This is a genomic window from Pseudomonas sp. NFX15 (assembly GCF_049132105.1).
Taxonomy (GTDB): Bacteria; Pseudomonadota; Gammaproteobacteria; order Pseudomonadales; family Pseudomonadaceae; genus Aquipseudomonas.
The window spans coordinates 55,581-78,900 of the sequence record NZ_JAFMPV010000010.1; the positions used below are offsets into that span (position 1 = coordinate 55,581).

The window sequence follows — 23,320 nt, forward strand, 5'->3', positions numbered from 1 at the left end:
AAGCTTGAATTTCTTCCGTCTTTCATTGATTGCGGGCTGGCTGGCAATCATTATCATCAGCTTCGTTGCGTTCAACCAAGATGGCTTGATAGCTGGCGAGCAGTTTGTCGCGGACATCACAACTTTGTCCTGGCGTTCACAATTCAACGTCGACTTCTTAGTTCATCTCGTTCTCTTCTCGGCTTGGGTAGCGTGGCGTCATCGATTCAGTGCTCTCGGCATTGTCCTTAGCATTTCTTGTGTATTGGGGGGAGGGGTGATCAGCATCGCCTATATATTCCTGTTGACCATTACCTGCAAAGGCAACATGCGCCAAATCCTATTGGGAAAACAGCCGCGTTTTGGTGAATAGTAGAACCATATGAGTATTTCTTGCGATCCAAGGAATTGATTTATGACCCGAAAATTCCCGGTTGTATTGATCACTGGTGCTTGCGGGGGGATGGGGCGCGCATGCGCAAGAAGGCTTGGTTTAGATCACCAAATAGTTTTGAGTGATATGGATCAAGATAGACTCGATGAGCTTGCCCACACATTGCGCGATGAAGGTTATGCGGTCGCAGGAAGCTTGGCGGGTGATCTATCGCAGCCTGGGATTGCCGGACAACTGATCGCATTTGCCCACGGTGCCGGGCGTTTAAATGGTGTAGTCCACACTGCTGGACTTTCGCCGGCACTAGCGCCTTGGCATGAAATACTGTTGGCCAATGTGACGGCAACGGTGCGCATTCTGAACGCAATAGAAGCAAGGCCACTTGATGGAGTGGCAGCAGTTTTCATTTCCTCCATGGCGGGCCATCTGACAGCTGGCGACGCTACCCTGGATACGATTCTCGAGCAGCCATTCGAATCTGATTTTCTTGAGCGAGCGCAACAGCGACTTGCTGCACATGTATCTCCGAATGACCAGTATGCGCTAGCGTCCCCCGCGTACGCCTTCTCCAAGCGAGCAATGATTCGCTTATGTGAGCAGCGAGCTGCGACCTGGGGCCTTGCAGGAGGCCGAATCGTTACGATCTCGCCGGGTACGATATGGACACCCATGGGGCGCCGCGAGGTTGACGTAAATCCCGCTGCCGCCTCCGTAGTCAAATCCACGCCGGTCGGACGATGGGGCACTCCTCAGGATATTGCCGCAGCTGTTGAGTTCTTACTGTCAAGCCACGCCAGCTTTATAAATGGATGCGATTTGCGTATTGATGGCGGAGCTACAGCGGTGCTTCTCAACCTGTCGAATTGACCTTCATCCCAGTTGATCACTACATAACATTGAGACCATGGAAAAGAACACAACTCTTGCGCTGCTCAAGCCGCCGGCGGACTTTGCATCATTGGGTCAGTTCGCCAAAGACGGAGAGCGCTACGTCAGCCTGTGCGCCCAGGCAAATTTGAACCGGCATATCTTCGGGGGACAGCTGATGGCTCAAGCGGTGCTTGTCGCGGCATCAATCGTTCCCCCCGATCGTCGATTGCGCTCATTGCATGCACGATTTCTGAGACCGCAGTTAATGTCCCCGGCACCTGGCTACAGGGTAAACCCAGTGATGGAGGGTCGCAGTTTCAGTAATGTCGAGGTTGCAACTGGTGAAAATGGCAAAGAAATTTTCCGATCCGATCTTTGCTTTCAATCACCTGAGGTTGGCGTGGAACATGCCCTCGTGATGCCCGAAGTTCCAGCTCCTGAAGATCTCATCAGTCTGCATGAAATGGCAGTGATCTACGCCGGTCAAATCAGTGAGGGAAACCGGCGGCTTTTGAGTGCAGTCCAATTGCACGAAGTAAAACCGATTGACCCGGAGCAATTTCTGTTCTGCGGGACGCGCGAGCCCGCTTTACGTTTCTGGGTAAAAAGTTCACAACCTTTGATGGATGTAAGCCGTCTACACGAAGCGGCGTTGGCGTACATTTCCGACGCCTGGTTCAACAGCCCGATGCTGTTACCGCATGTCAGCACACGGCTGGCAAGGGAGTTTCACTCCCCCACTTTGAGCCATGATCTTTGGTTGCATAATGATTTCAGAGCGGATGACTGGTTGTTATTCGATCTGCAGAGCCCTGCGTTGAATGGCGCAACCGGGCTGATATTAGCGAATATTTTTGACCGCTCGGGGAAACTAATTGCCAACGCTGCTCAGCACGCGTTGTTTCGTCAAATCTAATGCTTGTCATAGATCGTTACAATCCCTGACTCGATATCCCATTGTGTGATCGAGTCAGGGGCATCATCTAAACTCGTTATTCAACTCAAGCTTTCAGCAAGTGCTTGGCGAGGCTCCAGCGATGGACTTCCGATGGACCGTCATAGATCCGAAATGCACGCATGTCACTCCAGATCCTCGAGACGATACTCTCACCCGTGACGCCGCGACCACCGAGAATCTGGACGCAGCGATCAAGTACTCGAAATTGCTGTTCTGATGAAATCACTTTGGTCATGCTCGACTCATGCTTGCCGTGATGTCCCTGGTCCAGAACCCAGGCGCAATGCCAGATCGCCAAACGTGACGTATGCAGATCCATTTCGTTGTCTGCAAGCATAAATCCAACGCCCTCATGCTCACCCAATGGCTTGCCGAAAGCGAAGCGCTCGCGTGCATATTGCTTGGCGATATCATTGGCGCGGCGAGCCTGACCCAACCAACGCATGCAATGGGTCAGCCGTGCAGGGGCTAAGCGCACTTGGGCATAACGGAAGCCTTTGCCGACTTCTCCAAGTACGTTGGAGGCCGGGACACGCAAGTTTTCGAAGCGCACCACAGCGTGCCCGCCTGCGAAGCAACTGTCCAGGGCGTCCATTTTTCGTTCAATAGTGATACCGGGGCTATTCATATCGGCCAAAAACATCGTGGCGTTACCGTCTTCCATGCGCGCCATGATAATTGCGTACTGTGCGCCCACAGCGCCCGTGATGAACCATTTCACGCCGTTGATGATGTAGTCGCTGCCGTCTAGTACTGCCGATGTTTGCATCATCGACGGATCGGCGCCTGCGCCGGGTGCCGGCTCTGTCATGCAAAAGCAGGAGCGAGTCTCCCCGGCGACCTGTGAGTGCAACCAGCGAACCTTTTGCTCTTCAGTGGCCACGATCTCCATCAAGTGAATATTGCCTTCGTCCGGCGCTGCGATATTGAGTGCAATCGGCCCCAGCGGTGAATATCCCGCTTCTTCGAAGACAATGGCCTTGGCAATGTGGCTAAGTCCTAGACCGCCAAGTTTCAGGGATGCGTGCGGAGTCAGCAGCCCCGCGTCCCGGGCAAGATCGATCAGGTCGCGCCGTAGTTCATCACTCGGGCCATGGCGATCCTGGCGTGGATCTTGCTCCATTGGGATCACTTTTTCGGCGATGAAGTGCCGGGTACGTTTTTGTAAATCGAGAAGTTCGGCGGAAAGCTGAAAATTCATCAATAGCCTCCGGGCATAGCGCCCGAGTTGGATAAAAGAGGGCGGTTGGCGAGCGATATCATGCGACTACCCTGCATCGTCGGTACGATGTCGAGCAGTCCGATCTTTGCCGCATAGCAGACTTCATGCTCCATCCCGATCCTGGACAATGTTTTGCCAAGCTGGCTGTTGCATAGGCAGCTTTCTGGTTGCCCAGCATGCTGGCGATAGACAGCCTGAGCTATTTCACAAGTGTCGGTTAGTTCCCACGCATCCGGTGCTATCGCGCTGAGTTGCTCGACTAAGTAACCTGCGGTGAAAACATCTTCGAGGTTGATCCGCCCCGCGGACCCGGAACACGCAAGAATGATTGACATGTCTTTATGGCGCAGCAGCTGTTGGACGATAGCCGGGCCGTTAAGCAGCGACGCTGCATAGACAACACGCGCACTGGTAACGAAATTCAAGGCGACAGCACCATTTGTGGTGGTGTACACCAGGCTCTTGTCGGCAAGATTTTCTTGACTGAGCGCGAGTGGGGAATAGCTGGAAAACCCCGAAATTTGCTGTAGCTGGCTTTCTCCCGCAAGCACGTAGCTGCCCTTCGGAAGAGTCCGGACAACTTCACACGCTTTTTCGGACGAGGCCATTGGCAAGACTTCACTTGCCCCCTGGTGTAGGGCGGTGACGATAGTGGAAGTCGCAAAAAGCGTATCGATCACCACAACCACTTTGTCATGCAGAAATAAAGGTGCGATATCTTCCTTGCGCATTAACACGTTAATTTTTGCCATGACTAGCACTCCTGTATGGCGGCAGTACGGCTTTTTTGCAGCGAATCAACTTGTTGTAGATATTTGGGATTACTGACGCTCAGGCGCGCAACTATGTCGTCGCGAAAGGCATCCAACAGCTGTAGTAGTTGGTTGTCCAGCCGGCCCGCTCGTAGCGCCCGGCAGAGTTGTTCCTCGTCAACAGGAACAGCATCGCTGTCTAAATCAACACGACTGAGCAGCGATTGCCGTGCATCATTAAGTGCGCTACCGGCAATTTGTTCGCGACTGGCGATAATCAGGGCATTGGCGATCATCAGTGCTGTGTAACGCTGTTCCGCAGCCAGGGTAGGCAACAACTGATCGAGCAGTACGCTGCGAGCGGTGGTCAGCAAGTCAGAGGCAGGAGGTTGATCATGCATGGGAGTACGCCTTTTCCACGGCCGCAATTTCGTCGACCACATCCAATTCGATTTCCGGAAGCATTCGCCCCGTCAAGGCGAGCTCCAAGGAAGTTTGCTCACCGGAAAGGTGGCGCTGGGCCTGGAATAACGCGATGACAGCCCAACGTACGGCTGCCATGACTCTCCAATAGGGAAGCGTATCGTCCTTCAGAGTAGCGCCTGTAATGCTGCGATAACCGGTCAACAATTCTTCCAGGGGCCCGATACCGCCGGCGTCCTGTTGTAAGGCACCAAAGCGCCAACAGCGGGCACTGAACCAGCCGATGTCCTCTTGCGGCGAACTCCAACTTGAGAACTCCCAGTCGAGAATGCCGGTCAGACGGTGTTGTTCGACCATGTAATTGCCAGTGCGAAAATCGCCATGTACAAGACTGCACTTACTGTCCGTTGGAGCATTTAGCTCTAGCCAGCGCAGCGCCCATTCAAGCGTGGGTTGCGGTTTGCCGAGACGATCGAGCAACGTTCGATACTCTTCGACTCGGTACAAAGCTGGGTTCCCGGCGGGCATCCCCAGAAATCCTAATGACACGGACGACGGAGTAATGGAATGAAGTTGCCCCAATGAAGCTCCGAGCTCGCCTAGCAATTGTGCCCGCTGTTTTTGAGTGCGCTCGATACGCACCAGGTTTTTACCGCCCGCATTACCGGCAACGCGTCGCATCAAGTAGAAATCTTTACCAAGTTCGCCTTCGTCTCGATGCAGGAAAAGCGGCTCGGGAACTTTGACACCTACTTTGAAAGCCTCTCGGAGAATGGAAAACTCCTCTGCGCGTCCTAAGCTCATTGGCAAGCGTGATGGTGAATCAGTTCGCAGCACCCACTGCTGATTGCCGTCGAAGGTGCCGCCTTGCAGCCGCAGGTCTAGCGCGTAATTTTCCTGGATGGCGCCGCCACCCAGACGCTCCATGCCGAGTACGTCGACATGGTGGGCGTTTGAATGTCGGGCAACGAAATCATGGACAAATGACTTCAAGGCCTCTGGGGCAGGATGGTGGGTTTTGTTGGTGGACATAGTGAAGCCTCACAGATAACCAATCAGACAGAAAAGCGTGCCGCGCTGGCTTGCAACGAATTGGCCAGAACACGAAGTTCCTCGGAGGCACTAAAAGTGGTGTGGCAGATATTTTTGCTGGCTTCGGCACTACTGGCGATGTGTTCGATGCGGCTGGCAATGTCACGACTGCCGACGCTCTGTTCATCGACCGAGCCAGAAATGCTCTCAATTCCCTGAAACACTTCGTTTACCAATTGCCGGACGTTACTGAACAACTGTTCCAACAGTTCCAGTTGTTCGGTACTACTAGACAGCGCTGAATCCCCCGCCGTCAGCGAACGCTCGACATCAGTCGACTGGTTGCCCAAAGCAAGAGTGACTTCATCAATACGATTGGCGGCATCGGATGACATCTCAGCCAATTGCCGAACTTCGCCAGCCACTACCGCAAAACCGCGACCGTGTTCGCCTGCCCGGGCGGCCTCAATAGCTGCGTTGAGTGCGAGCAGGTTAGTCTGTGCTGCGATAGTTTTGACCTGACTTGTCATGTCCGTGATTGAGGAGGTACGACGGACAAACTCATTGACCGCGACAGTTATCGATGAAAAGGCATCCTCAAGGCGCAGCAATGCGTTGCGCAATAGGTCCAATGCGCCAGCGCCTGCCAGGGTGTCTGTCAGGCTTCGTGCTGCTGATTCACGGACGAAGCGAGAGCTCTTGACCAGTGATTGAATGTTCAGGTCCATGCTCTCGACAATAGAGGAAACGCTGACAGCCGAAATGGCCTGCTGATGGGTGCTGTCGACGATTGATTGAGTCGACTTGTGCAGCCCTAGTGCGGAGCACGCTAATCGGTCACTGCCTTCAATCACATGCCTTACGGCGTCTTGAAAATTGTCGATAAGGGCATTAAATGCCATCGCGGTCTGCGCGATTTCGTCGTTGCCAACAACTACAACGCGCTGGGTCAGGTTGCCATCGCGCAGCATCGTGGCGCCGATACGAATGCGCTCGATAGATCCTCTAATTTGTCGGCCAACAAATACGCTGACGAAGACCGCGAGTATTACTGCAATGACCGTCAGGCCGAGTAATGCCTGCAATGTCCATTGCGCCTGGCGCTGCGCAGACACAAACGCTTCCTGCGTCAATTCGCGTTGTTTATCGACCAGTTTGCTGTAAAGGGTATCGACATAGTTGAATTGTGCGCGTGTGTTATTGACCCCTGTGACCAGCATGTGAGGGTCGGCCGATGCGTTCGCGAAAAGTTCTTCCACAGAAACTTTGAGCGCTAGTGCTTCTGTATCGAGTTCTTCGTAGATCTGTTTTTCTTCGACACTTAAACGGGCGGCTGACCCACTCTTGCGGATGTGGGAGAGAAGATCGTCCGATTGGGCAATCATCTCGTCCCGTAAACCAGGAAGCTCACCAACGGCGCTGGCTCCAAGGTCAATTAAGCGCTGCACGTTGGCATAGGCATCTCGTATTAACAATTGAGCGAAGGCGACGCCTGTGAATGCCTCCTGATACTGCACAAGGCGCAGTCCATGGATGTCTTGCAGCAAAGTCCGTTGCTGCGCAATCCCGTTGTACGCAGTGGCAGCGCAGAGCATCAATAACAACACAACCACAGCAGGCGCGAGTTGCAGTTTTGTGGCGATAGAGCAGTTTGTGATCCAGCGCATTTTTTTGTTATCTCTTTTTGCGTCTGAAGGGGCAGGCAAGCTTCAGCGTCCGCTGAACTCAGGCGTACGCTTGGCAAAAAATGCGTCTCGCCCTTCAGCGAAATCTTCGGACGAAATCAGCAACGCCTGGGTGTCAGCTTCCCAATCGAGCAGCGCATCCAGGCCCATTGCTCGTGCCATCAAGGTTTTAGTACCACTCAACGGCCCCGGCGCAGCAGCGGCTAACCGCTGTGCCAATTCAAGCGCATGGGGCAAGATTTCATCGTTAGTTTCGACCAGATCATCAACCAGTCCAATGTCACGAGCCTTACTACCGTTTAACACTTCGGTGAGCATCACCATACGTTTGCAACGGTTGTTGCCGATGCGGTGCGGCAGTGTCCAAAGCAAACCCCAATCAGCCATGACGCCGACCTTGGCGAAGACTGCCCCGAACTGACTGGCCGGACTGGCGACTACGAAGTCGCAGGCCGATGCGAGTGAAAGTCCCGCGCCGAATGCTGCGCCCTGAACCGCTGCGACTACCGGCAGGCGGCCGCAAACGATTTGGCGGATCACTCGATGGCCTTCGCGCATGTTGGCGCGGATAAGTTGCGAAGGGCATTGCAGGTTGTCCAACTCGCCACCCGCGCAGAAATGTCGTCCACCAGTAATGACCACCGCACGGCAACTGCGATCATCCTCAAGCGCCAACAGCTGTGCAGCCAGTTCCTGTACCAGGTTTTGGGCCAGCGCATTACGCTTTTCAGGCAGGTTTAGGGTCAGTAAAGCAACCGCCCCTCGGCGTTCCATCAGTACAGTATTGTTCATTGTTTTGACTCCGGATCATGCAGCGTGCAGGTTGCGCTCAAGGAATTGCTCGATGGCAGCGTTAAATTGGTCGTTTTTGTCACCCGCGACCATGTGCCCTGCGCCTTCAATATCTAAAAACTCAGCGTGTGGTATCAGCTCCAATAAGTGAGCTGCCCCCTCATGGGTGACCACTTCGCTCTGCTTACCACGCACTAACAATGTCGGAACCTTGACGTGTCTCGATGCGGTCTCCAAACGTTGGAAAAGCTCACCCCGAACATTGTTACGATCGGATTGGAAGGCAGGATCCCAGTGCCAATAAAGACGACCATCTCCCTTCCGACGCAGATTCTTCATCAGCCCATCTGGATTACTCGGGCGAGCGCGTCCTGGCAGATACTTCGCTACGGCATCGGCTGCTTCATCGATGTTGGAAAACCCATCGAGGTTGCCGCTCATGAAGTCGCCAATATGCTTGATCCCCTCCGCTGACATACGTGGCACTACATCTACCAGTACAAGTGCGCTGACCGCTGGGGCATTGTCTTCGCCAATCGCGAGCAATGACATGACACCACCAAGCGATGCGCCGACTAAAGCAGGCGGGCGAGTCAATGTGGCAATCACCCCTTTGAGATCGTCGACAAAAGCGCTCAAACCATAATCGCCGTGCGCAGACCATTCGCTATCCCCATGTCCACGCAGGTCGAGATTGATGACGTAATAACCTCGCTTGACCAGTTCGCGTGCGGCTTTCCCCCAGGAGTGTCGAGTCTGGCCACCACCGTGGAGCAAAATGACCGGTTGCTGGCTTGGATCTCCGCCGACATCAGCGCACAAGCCAAGACCCTGATAACCAGTGAACCGAGTAGGATGTAAGTCCATCTATATCTCCTTAGTCACTGCCGCCAAAGCCCGACGACAGGTGTGACCGGTTTTTTTCAGGCACGCTCAAGTGTTGACGGTACTCGTGGGTACGGACGTTTTACTGCTATAAAAACCTTGCCCTTGCTCTGCCATCCTGCGCATCGTTTCCGTTGGTTTATAGAGTCCACCCAACGCGGTATAGGCGGCGCATTGTCGGAGCAGTTCCGGCAGCCCAAGCCAATCGGCGTATACGAGCGCACCGCCCAGGTGACGCGGTAGACCAATGCCGAGTATCAGTGACATGTCGATTTCTGCCGCGCTGTCCGCGACGTTTTCTTCAAGGCAGCGTGCTGCTTCGATAATCAGTGGCAGCATCATGCGCTGCACAATTTCTTCATCACTGAATAAATGGCTGCCATTGGGCTGAATTTCTGCGAGTAATGGGTAGGTGTCTTGAGTGACTGATTTACATGGGCGGCCTTTCGGATCATTTTCATAACGGTAGAACCCGACACCACTTTTCTGTCCCAGTCGCTCCAAGCTTGCCATGCGCTGCACGGCGTGCTCATAGCCCGGCTGCAGGCGCTCGCCGTAGCTATTGGCGATGTGTTCAATGACGTGGCTGGATGTATCCATACCCACCACGTCCTGCAGATAAGCGGGGCCCATGGGCCAACCGAACGTTTCCATTACCCGATCAACTTGGGTGAAATCGGCGCCGTCCCGGACAAGTCGCAGGAAACCGAGGATGTAGGCGGTCAGGATGCGGTTGACCAGAAAACCCGGGCAGTCTCTGACCACAATGGGTGTCTTGCCCATGGCGCTGGCATAGCTGGCAACGGCAGCGGATGATTGCTCGCTGGTTTTAGGACCACGGATGACTTCCACCAGTGGCATCACCGGTACCGGATTGAAGAAGTGCATTCCGACGAATTGCTGTGGACGTTCCATTGCCTCGGACAGCTGTTCAATTGACAGCGATGAGGTATTTGAAGCGATGACGCAATGGGGTGGCAGTTGTCGCTCCACTTCGGCGAGCACCTGCTTTTTGATCACGAGGTTTTCCACCACGGCTTCGACAACAATGTCGAGCTTGTCGAAATGCTCGTAGGTCAGAACGGGTAAGATCTGCCGAAACACCTCATTGGCATCTTCGGAACTGAGACGGTTTGCGGTGACCTGCTTGTCGAGTAGCTTGCGGGCTTCACCCATGCCCAGATCCAGAGCTTGTGTCGCGATATCTTTCATTACTACTGGGATGCCGCGAGCGGCGCTGGTGTAAGCGATTCCGCCGCCCATGATGCCGGCACCCAACACACCAGCGTGTTTTGGCTTAGCGCAGATATGTGCGTATTCACGAGCTTTACGCTTGAGTAGTTGCTCATTGTGAAATACCTGCACCAGCGCCGCTGCGTTCTGGCTTTTCAGTACACGGGCGAAAGCCGCAGCCTCCAGGCGCAACGCGCCGGTCCGATCCAGCTGGACACTTTGCTCAATCAGATCAATGACGGTGCGTGTAGCGACGCTGTGTGGTTGAGTCTTGTCGGCCGTTTCCCGGGCTTGCTCGTAGGCAACAGGCTGACTGTTCGCACGTGGCTCCAGACGTTTGCGACGTCGAGCTTTCCATTCACCACTCAAAACACTGCTACGCAGTTCGAGCAGGGCAGTTTCTCGCAAATTGTCGCTTTCTACCACACTGTCAACGGCACCCACGGCCAGAGCCGCTGCAGCTTTCTGCGGTCGTGCACTGGCGATCCAGGACAGAGCCGTTACTTCATCCAATAATCGGGGTAACCGAACGCTGCCTCCCAAGCCAGGGAATAACCCGAGACCTACCTCAGGAAGCCCTACCTGAGCCTTGGTGGAAAGGATGCGATAGTCACAGGCAAGGGTAAGTTCAAATCCGCCCCCCAGCGCCAAGCCATCAAGCATGGAAACGGTGGGGAAGGGCAGTTCCTCGAATTTCGTGAGGATGGCGGCCTGACCTCCGTTGACCCGCGCAATTTCGGCCACGTCACTGCGCATGAGCGTCGCAAGTTCACCGAGGTCCGCACCGACGATGAAGCTATTTTTGGCGCTGCTGACAAGCAACCCCTTGCCATACGGCTCGGCACGCAATATTGAAAGCGCTTCGCTGATTTCATTGAGCGTCTGCGCATCGAGCGTGTTTACGCTCTTGCCTTGGCGGTCAAAGCACATTTCGAAGAATCCGCCTTCAAGCGGCAGCAAGCTCAGTGATTGGCCTTTGAACATTTCGTGTTCCTTCTTAAACCTTGCCGAACAGGGTGACGACGCAGGCCGAACCTGAGCCAATGTTATGTTGGAGCGCAAATCGAGCGCCTTCGACCTGGCGCGGACCCGCATTTGCGCGTAACTGTTCGACTAATTCGTAACATTGGGCGAGCCCGGTTGCGCCTAACGGGTGGCCCTTGGAAAGCAAGCCGCCGGAGGGGTTTGTCACCACTTGCCCGCCATAGGTGTTGTCGCCATCTTCAATGAATTGCTCAGCGCCGCCGATCGGGCAAAAACCGAGTGCTTCGTAGGTAATCAATTCATTCGCAGTGAAGCAGTCGTGCAGTTCGCAAACATCGATTTCCTGTGCACTGATGCCAGCTTTTTCATAAACCTTCTGCGAAGTGCTGCGGGATATGTCGAAGCCTGCGGCAGTGATCATTGAGCCAGCACTGAACGCATCGGCAAAATCGCTGCCGAGTTCCTGAGCCAGGATCTTAATGTCGGTGCGGATGCCGTGGCGCCTGGCGAAAGCTTCTGAGCAGATCACCGTAGCTGCGGCACCGCAGGTGGGTGGACAGCACTGTAATCGCGTGATGAAGCCATAGATCGAAGGTGCCTCAAGTACTTGTTTAAGTGTCAGCGGTTCACGGAATAACGCTTTGTCGTTGTTAGCGGCATGTTGGCGTGCCTTGACCGCAATGCGCGCAAACGTTTCTGGCTTGGTACCGTAGCGCTGTGCGTGTTCAATACCTGCGCCGCCAAAAAGATGGGGGGCTGGATAGGCTCCGGGTGTCGGTTGTAACTGCTGAGAAAGGTCGACCCAATTTTGCAGTGGGTTTGGCCGGTCCTGGTAGATGGTCGGCAAGGCACCAGGCATCATCTGCTCGAAGCCGAAAGCCAAAGCACAGTCGACCATGCCCGATTCCACCGCTTGGCGGGCGAGAAACAGCGCGGTGGAGCCAGATGCGCAGTTGTTATTCACATTGATCACTGGGATGCCTGTCATCCCCACGTGGTAGAGGGCCCGTTGGCCACAGGTGCTATCGCCATACACATAACCTGCATAGGCTTGCTGGATGCTCGCGAATTCCAGCCCTGCATCAGCCAGGGCCTGGCGAACAGCCATGGCTCCCATTACGTCATAGGTTTCGCTCTTGCCAGGTTTACTGAACGGCACCATGCCGACACCTGCAACTACTACTGCGCTCATGAGTTTTTACCTTTAAATGAAGTAGCTGCGCGCGCGATCCAGCTCCGCACGGCATTCGCCAACCATGCGCTCAAGCAGTTCGGCGCAGGTCGGTATGTCGTTAATCAGGCCGATGACCATCCCTGCAGTAATAATTCCTGCATCGATCTCACCTGCTTCCAGCGCGACACGCCCACGCACGCCAGCGACCAACGGCCGGATGTCAGCGAACTCGCAGCCACCGGCGCGACGTTCGGTAGCCACGACTTCATCGGAGATGGCGTTCTTGAACACCCTCGCGCTGTTCTTCATGGTGCGGAAGATCAGATTGGTATCGCGCTCGGTAGCATTGACCAAGGCTTGCTTGATGTTTTCATGAACGGGGGCTTCCTGAGTGACGACGAAGCGCGTCCCCATGTTCACGCCTTGCGCGCCTAGGGCCAGCGCGGCGGCCATGCCACGGCCGTCGGCGATACCACCGGAGGCAATCACGGGAATTTTCAGCTGTCGCACGGCTGCTGGAATCAGTACCAGACCGGGGATATCCTCTTCGCCTGGATGCCCTGCGCATTCGAAGCCGTCAATGCTGATGGCATCGACGCCTAGCCGCTCTGCGGCCAAGGCATGACGTACAGCCACGCATTTGTGAAGGATCTTGATCCCGGCCGACTTCAGCTTGGGGATGTATTCAAGCGCTTTGTTGCCTGCGGTTTCAACAACCTTGATACCTCCTTCGATGATGGCGTCGATGTACTCGTCGTAGGGAGGTGGCGAGATGGTGGGAAAAATTGTCATGTTCACGCCGAAGGGACGGTCGGTCATCACGCGGCAGCGGGCGATTTCTTCCGCCAGCGCTTGTGCGCTGCCCTGGGTGAGCCCGGTGATAATTCCCAGGCCACCGGCGTTCGAGACTGCACTGGCAAGTTCGGCGCGGCCGACCCACTGCATGCCGCCTTGAATGATCGGGTAACGAATGCCCAGCAGTTCGGTCACTTGAGTCTTCATGCAAACCCCTAAATTTTACGGTCGTCCAGGCCGAGCGAGCGGCCGATAATTTCTTTCATGATTTCCGTCGTTCCTCCGAATATGCGGGTGACCCGGGCATCGGTGTACATGCGACAGATACGGTATTCATTCATGTAGCCAGCGCCGCCATGCAACTGCACGCAAGTATCCAAAACCCGACCCTCAAGTTCGGTGGCCAGATACTTGGTTTCCGCAGCCAGCTCGGCGCTAAGGTTTTGGTCGTTGTGAAGCATCACGCACTGGTCGACGAAGGCCTGGATTGCGTCGATCTGAGCACGCATATCAGCCATCTTGAAGCGAGCGTCCTGAAAGGTTCCGATCGGGCGGCCAAATGCTTTGCGTTCTTTGATGAACTCAAGCGTGAGATCGAAAGCCACCTGGCAGTGGGCTATTGAGCAGGTGGCAATGATCAGCCGCTCCTCCGCCAGGCATTGCATTAGCTGCACAAAGCCTTTGGTCGGATCACCCAGCACATTGCTCTTGGGAATCTGCACGTTGTTGAGGAACAGCTCGGCGGTGTCCTGGCAATGCAACCCCATCTTGTCCAGCTTGCGTCCACGCTCGAAACCTTCCATACCTCTCTCGACCAGGAACAGTCCAAAAGTCGGTTTCTCTCCCGCAGCACTGGTGCGTGCAACGACCACAAAAAGGTCGCCGATCAGTCCATTGGATATGTAGGTCTTGGCGCCATTGAGTAGCCAATGGTCGCCCCGATCTTCAGCTCGGGTCTGGATGTTGCCCAAGTCGGAACCGGTGCCGGGTTCAGTCATGGCCACGCCAAGAATAATTTCACCGCGCGCGGCACCCGGCAGGAAACGAAGTTTCTGCTCATCGTTACCGAACTTACCCAGGTATTTGGCGACCATCCGAGAATGCAGCTGGATGTAAAATCCGTAATCGCCATGCCGCAGATTTTCCTCATAGAGAATCTGCTCGTAGCGAAAGTCCTCCAGGCCTGACCCACCAAATTCTTCCGGGGCCCACATCAGCAGATAGCCTTGCTCGCCAGCCTTCAGATAAGCATCGCGGTCAACTTGACCTTGCTCGCGCCAGCGCTCCACATGAGGTGCTATCTCCTTTTGCATGAAGCGCCGGACAGAGTCACGGAACAATTCATGGTCGGAATCAAACAGCGTTCTTGGCATCTGCTGCATATTATTCGGCCCCGTGGAATGTCTGATTGCGCTTGGCGCGTTCGCACAGCCAGGCTGAAGGTCTGAAGCGTGGCCCGTGGCGTTGAGCAAGCTGTTCGCAACGCTCGATAAACGGGATCAGGCCTACGGTATCGATGAATGACAGGGCGCCGCCCGTCCAGCCAGGAAATCCGATACCCAAAACCGAACCGAGATCGGCGTCGCCGGCACGGTCGATGACGCCTTCTTCGACACACCGCGCACTTTCCAAGGCCTGGATGTAAAGCAAACGATCACGGACTTCATCGACGCAAGGTTGTTCGGTTGCCAGCGGGTAGAGCTTGCTCAAGCCATCCCATAGGTGCTTCTTTCCATTGGAGGGGAACTCGTAAAAGCCCCCGCCGGACTTGCGCCCGAGTCGACCCAATTCATTAAATCGTCGGATGACCGGCAATGCGTGTAAGCGCTGGAATTTGTCGTCGAGACCGTCTTCCTTCGCTTGAAGGGCAACCTTGAGCTGCAGGTCCAGCGAGACTTCATCGGTCACCGCCAGAGGTCCAGTGGCCATCCCGCCCTGGCGCGCGGCGTTCTCGATCAAAGACGGAGTTACGCCTTCGGCTAGCATCGCCATGCCTTCGTCAATAAACGTGCAGAAAATGCGGCTGGTGTAGAACCCCGGGCTGTCGTTGACCACGATCGGGGTTTTCTTCAACTGCCCGACAAAGTCCAGAGCGTAGGCAATAGTCTTTTCGCTGGTGCGTTTACCGACGATGATTTCCACCAGCGGCATGCGCTCGACCGGCGAGAAGAAGTGCATGCCGATGAATTGTTCAGCACGTTGTGCGTATTCGGCCAGGCCGGAGATCGGCAGCGTTGAGGTATTACTGCAAAAAATCGCATCGCGGCCCAGCATTGCCTCGGCTCTACCGATGACATCTGCTTTCACGTCGCGGCTTTCGTATACGGCTTCGACGACCAGGTCGCAGCCATCAAGCAAGGCGTAGTCAATCGTGCAGGTTATCCGTGCCAGCAGCGCATCAATGCCGTCCTGGCTGTTCTGACCCCGCGCGAGTTGCTTTTCCAGAATGTTTTGGGAGTACTGCTTGCCCTTCGCGGCATTTTCCAGACTGGCGTCGATTAGCACAACTTCGATACCTACCGATGCCGCCGCATAGGCGATACCGGCACCCATCATGCCTGCCCCCAGCACACCCAGGCGCTTGACCTTGGATGGAGCAAAACCTTTAGGGCGATTTTCCAGTTTGTCTGCTGAGGCCTTGTTGATAAACAGGGTGCGCATGAGATTACGTGCTACTGGGCCTGAAAGCAGCAGACCGAAATACTTGGCTTCGATACGCAGGCCGACATCCAGACTGCTTTGCGTGCCTTCGTAAACCGCTGAAAGAATTGACAGAGGGGCCGGGTAATTACCTTGGGTGTTCGTCTTCAGAATGGCTGTGCCATCGCGAAAAGTCCGTGGCGCATGGGGAGCCAGCGGGCCAGCGCCACCAGGCACCTGGAAACCTTTGCAATCCCAGGGTTGCTGCACTTGCGGGTGCGCCAACGCCCACTGCCGTGCCCGCTCGATAAGCTGCTCGGTGGTGGCGAGTTCGTCCACTACCCCGAGCTTCAGTGCTTCCTTCGGGGCAATTGGCTTGCCATCCAGCAGGATCGGCAGAGCCGCCTCGATTCCAAGAAGCCGTGGCAGACGCTGCGTTCCGCCGCCAGCAGGTAATAGGCCGACTGTCACCTCAGGTAGACCGACTTTCGCTTTAGGATCGTCAAGGAGTACGCGATAGTGGCAAGCCAGGCAGATTTCCAGGCCACCACCTAGCGCCAATCCATTGATTGCCGCGACGAATGGTTTGCCGCCTGTTTCCATCCGACGGAAAAGCGAGTTCTCGCGTGCAAATCGCTGCGAGGCTTCGGAAGCGGTCACGCCTGTGTCATAGGCCCGAACGAGTGCCTTGAGATCGGCACCGACGAGAAACGTCGACTTTGCCGAGGTCAATACGGCGCCCTTGATCGAATCTTCATTGAGCACTCGCTCTACGGCAGCCTCCAAGTCAGCCACCAGTTCAGGCGTGAAGACGTTGACTGAAGAATCGGGCAAATCCAGGCTGATTACAGCAATTGCGTCATCGCCGACGTCAAATTTGAGGGTATTCATGGCTTCAATTCCGTTCAGGATGCGTTGCCGGGTCAAACCCGCTCGATAATGGTGGCGGTCGCCATGCCGGCAGCCGCACAGAGAGTGATCAACGCGGTACTCAGGCCGCGTCGCTCCAGTTCATCCAATACCGTTCCAAGAAGCATCGCGCCGGTGGCGCCCAGAGGATGACCCATAGCAATGGAGCCGCCGTTGACATTCACCTTCTCGTGGGGCACATCCAGTTCGTTCATGAACCGCATAACGACCGAGGCGAAGGCTTCGTTGACTTCGAAAAGATCAATGTCTGAGACAGTCATACCGGCCTTGGCCAGCGCTTTACGGCTAGCGGCGGCGGGGCCCGTCAGCATAATTGCTGGCTCGCTTCCCAAGGAAACAAAGGACCTTATGCGGGCGCGAGGCTTGAGCCCGGTGCGCTCGCCAAATGATTTGTTGCCCACCAATACCGCAGCAGCGCCATCGACGATGCAGCTTGAATTGCCGCCAGTGTGGACGTGCTCAATGCGTTCGGTTTGTGGATAGCGTTGCAACATGACGCCGTCGAAACCTGATTGTTCTCCGAGGGTAACAAACGCGGGTTTGAGCTTGGCGAGATCCTCAAGCGTCGTGGCCGGACGTATAGCCTCGTCTTGAGCAAGCATGACCTGCCCGAGGATATCGTGCACTTCGGTCAGTGAGCCTTTGAAAAAGCCCTGCGATCTGGCAATTCCGGCGCGCTTTTGACTTTCGACCGCATATGCGTCGACGTCTGCACGACTGAAACCGTCAAGCGTCGCAATCATGTCAGCACCGATGCCTTGCGGGATGTACCAGGTCTGCCAGTTGGTTTGCGGATCGCTGTAGCAGGCACCTCCATCGGAGGCGATCGCTACCCTGGACATGCACTCAACGCCACCGCCGACTGCTGCGTCCAATTCACCGCACATCACGCGGGCGCTGGCCAGGTTCACGGCTTCCAGGCCCGACGCGCAGAACCGGTTCAGCTGAAACCCTGCGACCGTTTCGGCATAACCCGCCTGAAGCGCCGCAACGCGAGCAATGTTGCAACCTTGCTCGCCAATGGGCATTACGCATCCCATCAGTACGTCTTCAATCAGATTGGTGTTTAATTCAGTGCGGTCGCGCAAAGCGGCCAGCACCTGAGTAGTCAGATGGATAGGTGTGATTTCGTGCAACGCGCCGTCAGCCCGGCCTCTGCCACGGGGCGTACGAACGTGGTCGTAAATAAAAGCGTCATGCATGAATGCCTCTCCAGATTAGGAGCGCCAGTCGCGGCGTTAAATAAATCATTCAATCATATTAATCATATACATGTTTAGGCCGCAAGCGTTAGATCTAAGCATGTGGGGAGAAAAGTCAGGGAAAGAGAGCCGGCGAACGTGCACGGCTCACGATTTCAACGCAGGAAGGTCTCGATCAGCTCGGCTAATTTCTCAGGCACTTCGTGATGCAGATTGTGGGTGCCTTCGGGTATCACGAGCTCATTGCCATTCGGAAGGGCCGCCAAGCGTACTTGCAGGTCTTGTGGGCAGCTTTCAAAAGCATGGGAGACAAACGACCTGCCCCCTCGAACGCATAAAACGGGTGCCTTGATGTCCCTCCACAACTCCATGATTTGCTCCGTATGCAGCGAAATCGGAGATACAAAGCGTGCCTTGGGATCGGCCGCAATTCGTAGCAGGCCGTCAGCTCCCAGAACGCCCAATTGGCTGGCCAGGTACTCCGCACGCTCAGCCGGCAGGTTTCGGTTGCTTTGCTGTAACCGTTGGGCGAGATGGTCCTGATCGCGGTAGGGGTGACCCTGTGATGGTTTCCGCAACTGACCCAGCCATCGGCCAACCACATTACCCAGCGTTCCTTCAAAAAATCCGGGCACAGGGGCGTAGCCTTCAATGTTGACGTAATGCTTGAGCCGTTGTGGCCGGGCACCAAAGTAGATATTGGAAACATTCGCTCCCATGCTGTGCGCTACCACATTGACCGGATCGTGCGGGCTTAAATGATCGAGCAGGGCGTCTAGCTCAACAACGTACTGCAGCATGGAATAGCCACTAGTGCTCCATTGACTCTGCCCGAAACCTGACCAATCCGGTGCCACGATGTTCCATTGGTCCTGCAGTGCGTCGACCAGAAACTGGAAAGTGGCTGACATATCCATCCAGCCATGCAGCATGAGCAGCAGTGGTGCGTCAGGATCGCCCCAGCGTCTGATATGCAGACGCAGGCCATTGATTTCGACGAATTCCGATCTGGACGGTTTCATCGGATTTCGTACGAGCGTTCTTGCTTCATGGCAGCCAGGTGTTCAGTCGTGCGCGGCAACGTCAACCCGATCTGTGCTGATTTGAACGCCATATTTAGTGCGTCGCGACGACCCATGTCGAGCGACTCCCATATAGCTTTGACGGTGCCTTGAACGGCCATCGGAGGTTTATTTGCAATCTTTGCTGCCAGGTCATGAGCCCGGGTCCAAAGCTGCTCCCTAGTCGCCACCACCTCGCTGACAAGGCCAATGCGCAGGGCTGTCTGAGCGCTGACTCGTTCATCATTGCCCAGCAGGGCGATGCGCAATACCTCTTGGAGGGGCAGGCGATAGCTCTGGCCTACCGGCTCGACCGAACAGACCAACCCGTACGAGACATGTGGGTCAAAAAACTGTGCATCTTCAGAGCAGAGGATAATGTCGCTTTCGTTAAGCCAATAAAAAGCCCCGGCGCAGCAAATGCCGTGCACTGCGGTGATGACCGGCTTCCAGACGTGATTGGAGCGGGGGCCAAGACTTTCACCGGGATCGGTCGCATTCCATTGATTGTCAGATAGCAAAACGTTTTCTGTCTGAGCGACCTTGACGTCGGCGCCCGATGAAAACGCCCGACCTTCGGCCGCGCGCAACACGACCGAATGGACATGATCGTCTTCGCGAACACGCCGCCATACGTCTGCAAAATCACGCCGCATTTGCGCGGTAAAAGCATTCAATGCCTCCGGACGATTGATGGTAATAGTAGCGACATGATCGGGAGTGGTTTCGTAGATCAGGGTTTGGTAGGTCACGGTCGGCCTCGAATTGTTGTTGTCGTCGTGCATGCAGTATGCAATCGCCGGTGAAGATCGACGAGCGCAATCACGCGGGTTGTAAATATATATATGATTGATATGATTGTCCCGTCAAGCTACCCGTACAGCCGTTGCCCTAATAAGCAGAACAACATGAGGAGCCAGCATGGCCGAAGCATACGTCTATGACCATGTCCGAACCCCGAGGGGTAAAGGACGCAATACCGGTGCTCTGCATACCGTGCGACCCGTTGAACTGGCCGCCCAGGTGCTTCGAGCGTTGCGTGATCGCAATCAGATCGACACCCGCCTGATTGAAGATGTCGTGTTGGGCGTGGTGACACCGGTTGGCGAGCAAGGCGCGGACATCGCGAGACCTGCCGCTCTGATCGCAGGTTTCGATGAATGTGTGCCTGGATTGCAGCTGGACAGGTTCTGCTCATCAGGACTGGAAGCGGTCAACAATGCCGCCGCTCAAGTGATGAGCGGTCAGGCCAGTTTGCTGATTGGCGGCGGTGTCGAATCGATGTCCAGAGTAACCATGGGATCGGCCGGCGGCGCGTGGGCGAGGGACCCGGCCGTGGCTTACGCGACTTATTTCGCGCCTCAGGGCATTGGCGCTGACCTGATTGCAACCCGCTCGGGGTTCACACGTCACGATGTTGATTCGTACGCGGCCGAAAGCCAGCGCCGGGCCGTTCAGGCCTGGCAGGAAGGGCGGTTTTCGCGTTCCGTGCTGACGGTGGTGGATTCACTTGGCCTGCCATTGCTCTCGCAAGATGAGCATATTCGCGCCGAAACCACGGTCGAGTCGCTTTCCCGCCTCGAGCCTGCATTTGCCCAAATGGGCCAACTGGGTGGATATGACGGTATTGCCATCCGTCGCTATCCGGAAGTGGATTCGATACATCACGTCCACACCGCCGGCAACTCTAGCGGCATCGTTGATGGCGCCGCTGCAGTACTCATCGGTAACCGCGAGGTCGGCGAACGGCTCGGCCTGAAGCCGCGGGCGCGTATTCGTTCGTTTGCTTCGGTGGGCTCGGAGCCGACAATCATGCTCACCGGCCCGGCGCCGGCTAGCCTCAAGGCGCTACGCAACGCTGGTATGACGGTGAGTGATATTGATTTATTCGAGCTCAATGAAGCGTTTGCCTCGGTGGTGCTTGAATACATGCGCGTCCTGGATATAACCCACGACCGGATCAATGTGAATGGCGGGGCGATAGCCATGGGACACCCGTTGGGCGCTACAGGCGCGATGCTGTTGGGAACCGTGCTCGATGAAATGGAGCGCACCGGCAAGGGCACCGCGTTGATTACTTTGTGCGTCGGTATCGGCATGGGTACTGCAACCATCATTGAGCGGCTGTAAGCGCCAACAATAACAAGAGGCAATCGAGATGTATCAAACGCTCAAGTACAGCGTCAGCGATAAGGGTGTCGCGCACATACTTATTGATATTCCCGGCAACTCCGCGAATGTGATGTCGTTGCAGTTTCGCGATGATTTGGCCAGCGCCATCGATAGGGTGGTTGACGATTCGGCAGTCAAAGGGGCCGTTTTGTCCTCCGCAAAGTCGGACTTCATGGCCGGTGGCGACCTCAGGCAGATGATGACTCTGTTCGATCAGGGGCTCACAGCCGAACAAGCATTGGCGGTGGCCAATCAGTTCAAACCGCTGTTACGGCGACTGGAAACCAGCGGCAAGCTTTTCGTGGCCGCGCTCAATGGGTCGGCAATGGGTGGCGGGTTTGAGCTGGCCCTTGCGTGCCATCGCCGCGTGGTGGTCGACGATCCGAAGTTGCTGCTCGCGCTTCCGGAAGTGACGCTGGGCCTTATTCCAGGCGCCGGCGGCACCCAGCGCCTGCCGCGTCTGATCGGGATTGCCAAGGCGTTGCCGTTGATGCTGAAGGGCGAACGTCTGACGCCCAAACAGGCACTCGAGCTGGGGCTGGTTGATCGGGTTGTGGACGCGCAGACGTTACTTGAGGCCGCACAAACGCTGGTGCTGGAAACTGAAGACTCCAGCCAGCCTTGGGATCGCAAGGGCTTCAAGTTGCCAGGTGGCTCGGGTTTTATGGAGGCTGAACCAGGCAATACATTCAACCTCGTTGCAACTCGCCTTGCCAACGAAACCCAGTACAACTATCCAGCTCCCATCGCCTTGCTAACGGCCGTGGCCCACGGTACCGCAGTGCCGATGGACGCCGCACTGCATATCGAATCGTGCGAGTTCGCCAAATTATTGATGAACCCGGTGGCGCGCAACATGATGCGCACGCTGTTTGTCAGCAAGAGCGACCTGGATAAACTGGCACGGCGACCGCAGGGTATCGCTGGAGCTGTGATCAAGCGGGTTGGTGTTGTCGGTGCCGGACTGATGGGGGCCGGTGTTGCACATGTCAGCGCTTTGGCAGGTTTTGACGTCGTCATGCTCGATGCGAGCATTGAACAGGCACTGGCGGGAAAACAGCGCCTTGCCGACGGCTTTACCAAACTCATCGGCAAGAACCGCATGGTCCAGGAGAAGGCCGATGCAATTCTGTCTCGAATCAGGCCAAGCTCCGAATATGCCGACCTTGCCGATTGTGATCTGGTTATTGAGGCGGTGTTCGAAAGCCGAGATGTAAAACAGGCGGTATTTGAAAAGCTTGAGGCCGTGCTTCGTCCGGATGCCATTATCGCTTCGAACACTTCATCGTTACCCATCACGGGCCTGGCAGCTGGAGTTGGCAAACCTGATCGCTTTATTGGCTTGCATTTCTTCTCGCCAGTTGACCGTATGGCGCTGATAGAAGTTATCAAAGGCAAACAAACCTCAGAGCAGACCTTGGCTCACGCTCTGGATTTCATCAAAGCACTGCGCAAAACGCCGATCATCGTTAATGATGCTCGCGGCTTCTTCACCACTCGTGTGATCAGCAGTTATTTGCATGAAAGCATGGGAATGCTGGCTGAAGGCATTTCACCCGTGTTGATCGACAACGCTGCTCGACAAGCCGGATTCCCTGTTGGCCCATTGGCGCTTACCGACGAAGTCACCATCGAAATCGGCTTGACCGCGATGAACCAAGGGCGGGCAGATTTGGGTGACGACTGGGTCGAGCCAGTGGGCTACAAGGTACAGAAACTGTTCGTCGAGAAACTGGATCGTCGGGGTCGTCGATCCGGTGCAGGATTTTATGATTATCCTGAAGGAAAACGGCAGGTTTGGTCCGGGATGGCTCAAGTGTATCCGCCACAGCAACCGCAACCCTCGGTCAGCGAACTGGGAACACGCATGCTCTATATCCAGGCCTTGGAAGCTGCCCGCTGCTTTGAAGAAGGGGTGATTACGGATGCGTCCGAAGGGGACGTCGGCTCATTGCTGGGCATTGGCTATCCAAGTTATACCGGCGGCGTGTTTTCACTGATCGACACAGTTGGCATAAACCAATTTGTGGAAACCTGCGAAGCGCTGGCGGATCAATTTGGTGAACGCTGGCGTCCTAGTGCCTGGCTCAAGGCGCGTGCGGCTCAAGCCCTGCGCTTCTACCCAGTAGCGGTATGA

20 protein-coding genes and 1 pseudogene are annotated in these 23,320 nt (G+C 55.6%); 5 read left to right on the forward strand and 16 right to left on the reverse strand.

The annotated features are described in order from the left end of the window. Positions 1-4: 4 nt before the first annotated feature. The 3 genes from J1D76_RS13155 to J1D76_RS13165 are packed head-to-tail and all read left to right on the forward strand — an operon-like array spanning position 5 to position 2,159. Positions 5-352 carry a hypothetical protein gene (locus J1D76_RS13155; protein WP_421138723.1) on the forward strand — a complete coding sequence of 116 codons (348 nt, stop codon included), beginning with the start codon at positions 5-7 and terminating at the stop codon, positions 350-352. A gap of 42 nt (positions 353-394) precedes the next feature. Next, complete coding sequence (locus J1D76_RS13160; RefSeq protein ID WP_421138724.1) at positions 395-1,240, forward strand: SDR family oxidoreductase; 846 nt, start codon at positions 395-397, stop codon at positions 1,238-1,240. A gap of 37 nt (positions 1,241-1,277) precedes the next feature. After that, on the forward strand, positions 1,278-2,159 hold the full coding sequence (locus tag J1D76_RS13165) for an acyl-CoA thioesterase (protein ID WP_421138725.1): 882 nt from the start codon (positions 1,278-1,280) through the stop codon (positions 2,157-2,159). Positions 2,160-2,244: 85 nt separating this feature from the next. Here the strand turns inward: J1D76_RS13165 and J1D76_RS13170 are convergent, their stop codons facing one another. The 16 genes and pseudogenes from J1D76_RS13170 to J1D76_RS13245 all read right to left on the reverse strand — a co-directional run bounded on the left by J1D76_RS13170 (position 2,245) and on the right by J1D76_RS13245 (position 19,796). Continuing rightward, a complete protein-coding gene (locus J1D76_RS13170; protein ID WP_421138726.1) occupies positions 2,245-3,402 on the reverse strand; it encodes an acyl-CoA dehydrogenase family protein in 1,158 nt (385 codons plus the stop codon). Then, positions 3,402-4,175: a 2-phosphosulfolactate phosphatase gene (locus J1D76_RS13175; RefSeq protein ID WP_421138727.1), complete on the reverse strand. Its 774-nt coding sequence runs from the start codon at positions 4,173-4,175 to the stop codon at positions 3,402-3,404. The genes J1D76_RS13170 and J1D76_RS13175 overlap by 1 nt, the downstream gene beginning before the upstream one ends. Positions 4,176-4,177: 2 nt before the next feature. Further along, positions 4,178-4,576 (reverse strand): DUF6285 domain-containing protein, encoded by a 399-nt coding sequence (locus J1D76_RS13180; RefSeq protein WP_421138728.1) that lies wholly within the window; start codon positions 4,574-4,576, stop codon positions 4,178-4,180. Further along, positions 4,569-5,630, reverse strand: a complete 1,062-nt coding sequence (locus J1D76_RS13185; RefSeq protein WP_421138729.1) for a phosphotransferase family protein — start codon at positions 5,628-5,630, stop codon at positions 4,569-4,571. The genes J1D76_RS13180 and J1D76_RS13185 overlap by 8 nt, the downstream gene beginning before the upstream one ends. Before the next feature lie 23 nt (positions 5,631-5,653). Continuing rightward, a complete protein-coding gene (locus J1D76_RS13190; RefSeq protein WP_421138834.1) occupies positions 5,654-6,532 on the reverse strand; it encodes a methyl-accepting chemotaxis protein in 879 nt (292 codons plus the stop codon). After that, positions 6,512-7,297: pseudogene (locus J1D76_RS13195) on the reverse strand (HAMP domain-containing protein); the annotation flags it as partial. The gene J1D76_RS13190 and the pseudogene J1D76_RS13195, both read right to left, overlap by 21 nt. A gap of 42 nt (positions 7,298-7,339) precedes the next feature. Beyond that, positions 7,340-8,107, reverse strand: coding sequence for an enoyl-CoA hydratase/isomerase family protein (locus J1D76_RS13200; RefSeq protein ID WP_421138730.1), 768 nt, complete (start codon positions 8,105-8,107; stop codon positions 7,340-7,342). Positions 8,108-8,122: 15 nt separating this feature from the next. Beyond that, complete coding sequence (locus tag J1D76_RS13205; RefSeq protein WP_421138731.1) at positions 8,123-8,974, reverse strand: alpha/beta fold hydrolase; 852 nt, start codon at positions 8,972-8,974, stop codon at positions 8,123-8,125. A 66-nt stretch (positions 8,975-9,040) separates the two neighbouring features. Next, on the reverse strand, positions 9,041-11,209 hold the full coding sequence (gene fadB, locus J1D76_RS13210; protein WP_421138732.1) for a fatty acid oxidation complex subunit alpha FadB: 2,169 nt from the start codon (positions 11,207-11,209) through the stop codon (positions 9,041-9,043). Positions 11,210-11,222: 13 nt separating this feature from the next. Further along, positions 11,223-12,401, reverse strand: a complete 1,179-nt coding sequence (locus J1D76_RS13215; protein WP_421138733.1) for a lipid-transfer protein — start codon at positions 12,399-12,401, stop codon at positions 11,223-11,225. A gap of 12 nt (positions 12,402-12,413) precedes the next feature. Continuing rightward, positions 12,414-13,385 (reverse strand): NAD(P)H-dependent flavin oxidoreductase, encoded by a 972-nt coding sequence (locus tag J1D76_RS13220; protein WP_421138734.1) that lies wholly within the window; start codon positions 13,383-13,385, stop codon positions 12,414-12,416. Between the two features lie 8 nt (positions 13,386-13,393). Beyond that, a complete protein-coding gene (locus J1D76_RS13225) occupies positions 13,394-14,551 on the reverse strand; it encodes an acyl-CoA dehydrogenase family protein (RefSeq protein ID WP_421138835.1) in 1,158 nt (385 codons plus the stop codon). A 10-nt stretch (positions 14,552-14,561) separates the two neighbouring features. After that, a complete protein-coding gene (locus tag J1D76_RS13230; RefSeq protein ID WP_421138735.1) occupies positions 14,562-16,709 on the reverse strand; it encodes a 3-hydroxyacyl-CoA dehydrogenase NAD-binding domain-containing protein in 2,148 nt (715 codons plus the stop codon). Between the two features lie 32 nt (positions 16,710-16,741). Continuing rightward, complete coding sequence (locus J1D76_RS13235) at positions 16,742-17,950, reverse strand: acetyl-CoA C-acetyltransferase (RefSeq protein ID WP_421138736.1); 1,209 nt, start codon at positions 17,948-17,950, stop codon at positions 16,742-16,744. Positions 17,951-18,105: 155 nt separating this feature from the next. Next, on the reverse strand, positions 18,106-18,972 hold the full coding sequence (locus J1D76_RS13240) for an alpha/beta fold hydrolase (protein ID WP_421138737.1): 867 nt from the start codon (positions 18,970-18,972) through the stop codon (positions 18,106-18,108). After that, positions 18,969-19,796 carry an enoyl-CoA hydratase/isomerase family protein gene (locus J1D76_RS13245; RefSeq protein ID WP_340053210.1) on the reverse strand — a complete coding sequence of 276 codons (828 nt, stop codon included), beginning with the start codon at positions 19,794-19,796 and terminating at the stop codon, positions 18,969-18,971. Before J1D76_RS13245 ends, J1D76_RS13240 begins: the two co-directional genes overlap by 4 nt. A 136-nt stretch (positions 19,797-19,932) precedes the next feature. On the opposite strand from J1D76_RS13245, the gene J1D76_RS13250 reads away from it, so the two are divergent. Further along, on the forward strand, positions 19,933-21,141 hold the full coding sequence (locus tag J1D76_RS13250) for an acetyl-CoA C-acetyltransferase (protein ID WP_421138738.1): 1,209 nt from the start codon (positions 19,933-19,935) through the stop codon (positions 21,139-21,141). Positions 21,142-21,169: 28 nt separating this feature from the next. Continuing rightward, positions 21,170-23,320 carry a 3-hydroxyacyl-CoA dehydrogenase NAD-binding domain-containing protein gene (locus tag J1D76_RS13255; protein ID WP_421138739.1) on the forward strand — a complete coding sequence of 717 codons (2,151 nt, stop codon included), beginning with the start codon at positions 21,170-21,172 and terminating at the stop codon, positions 23,318-23,320.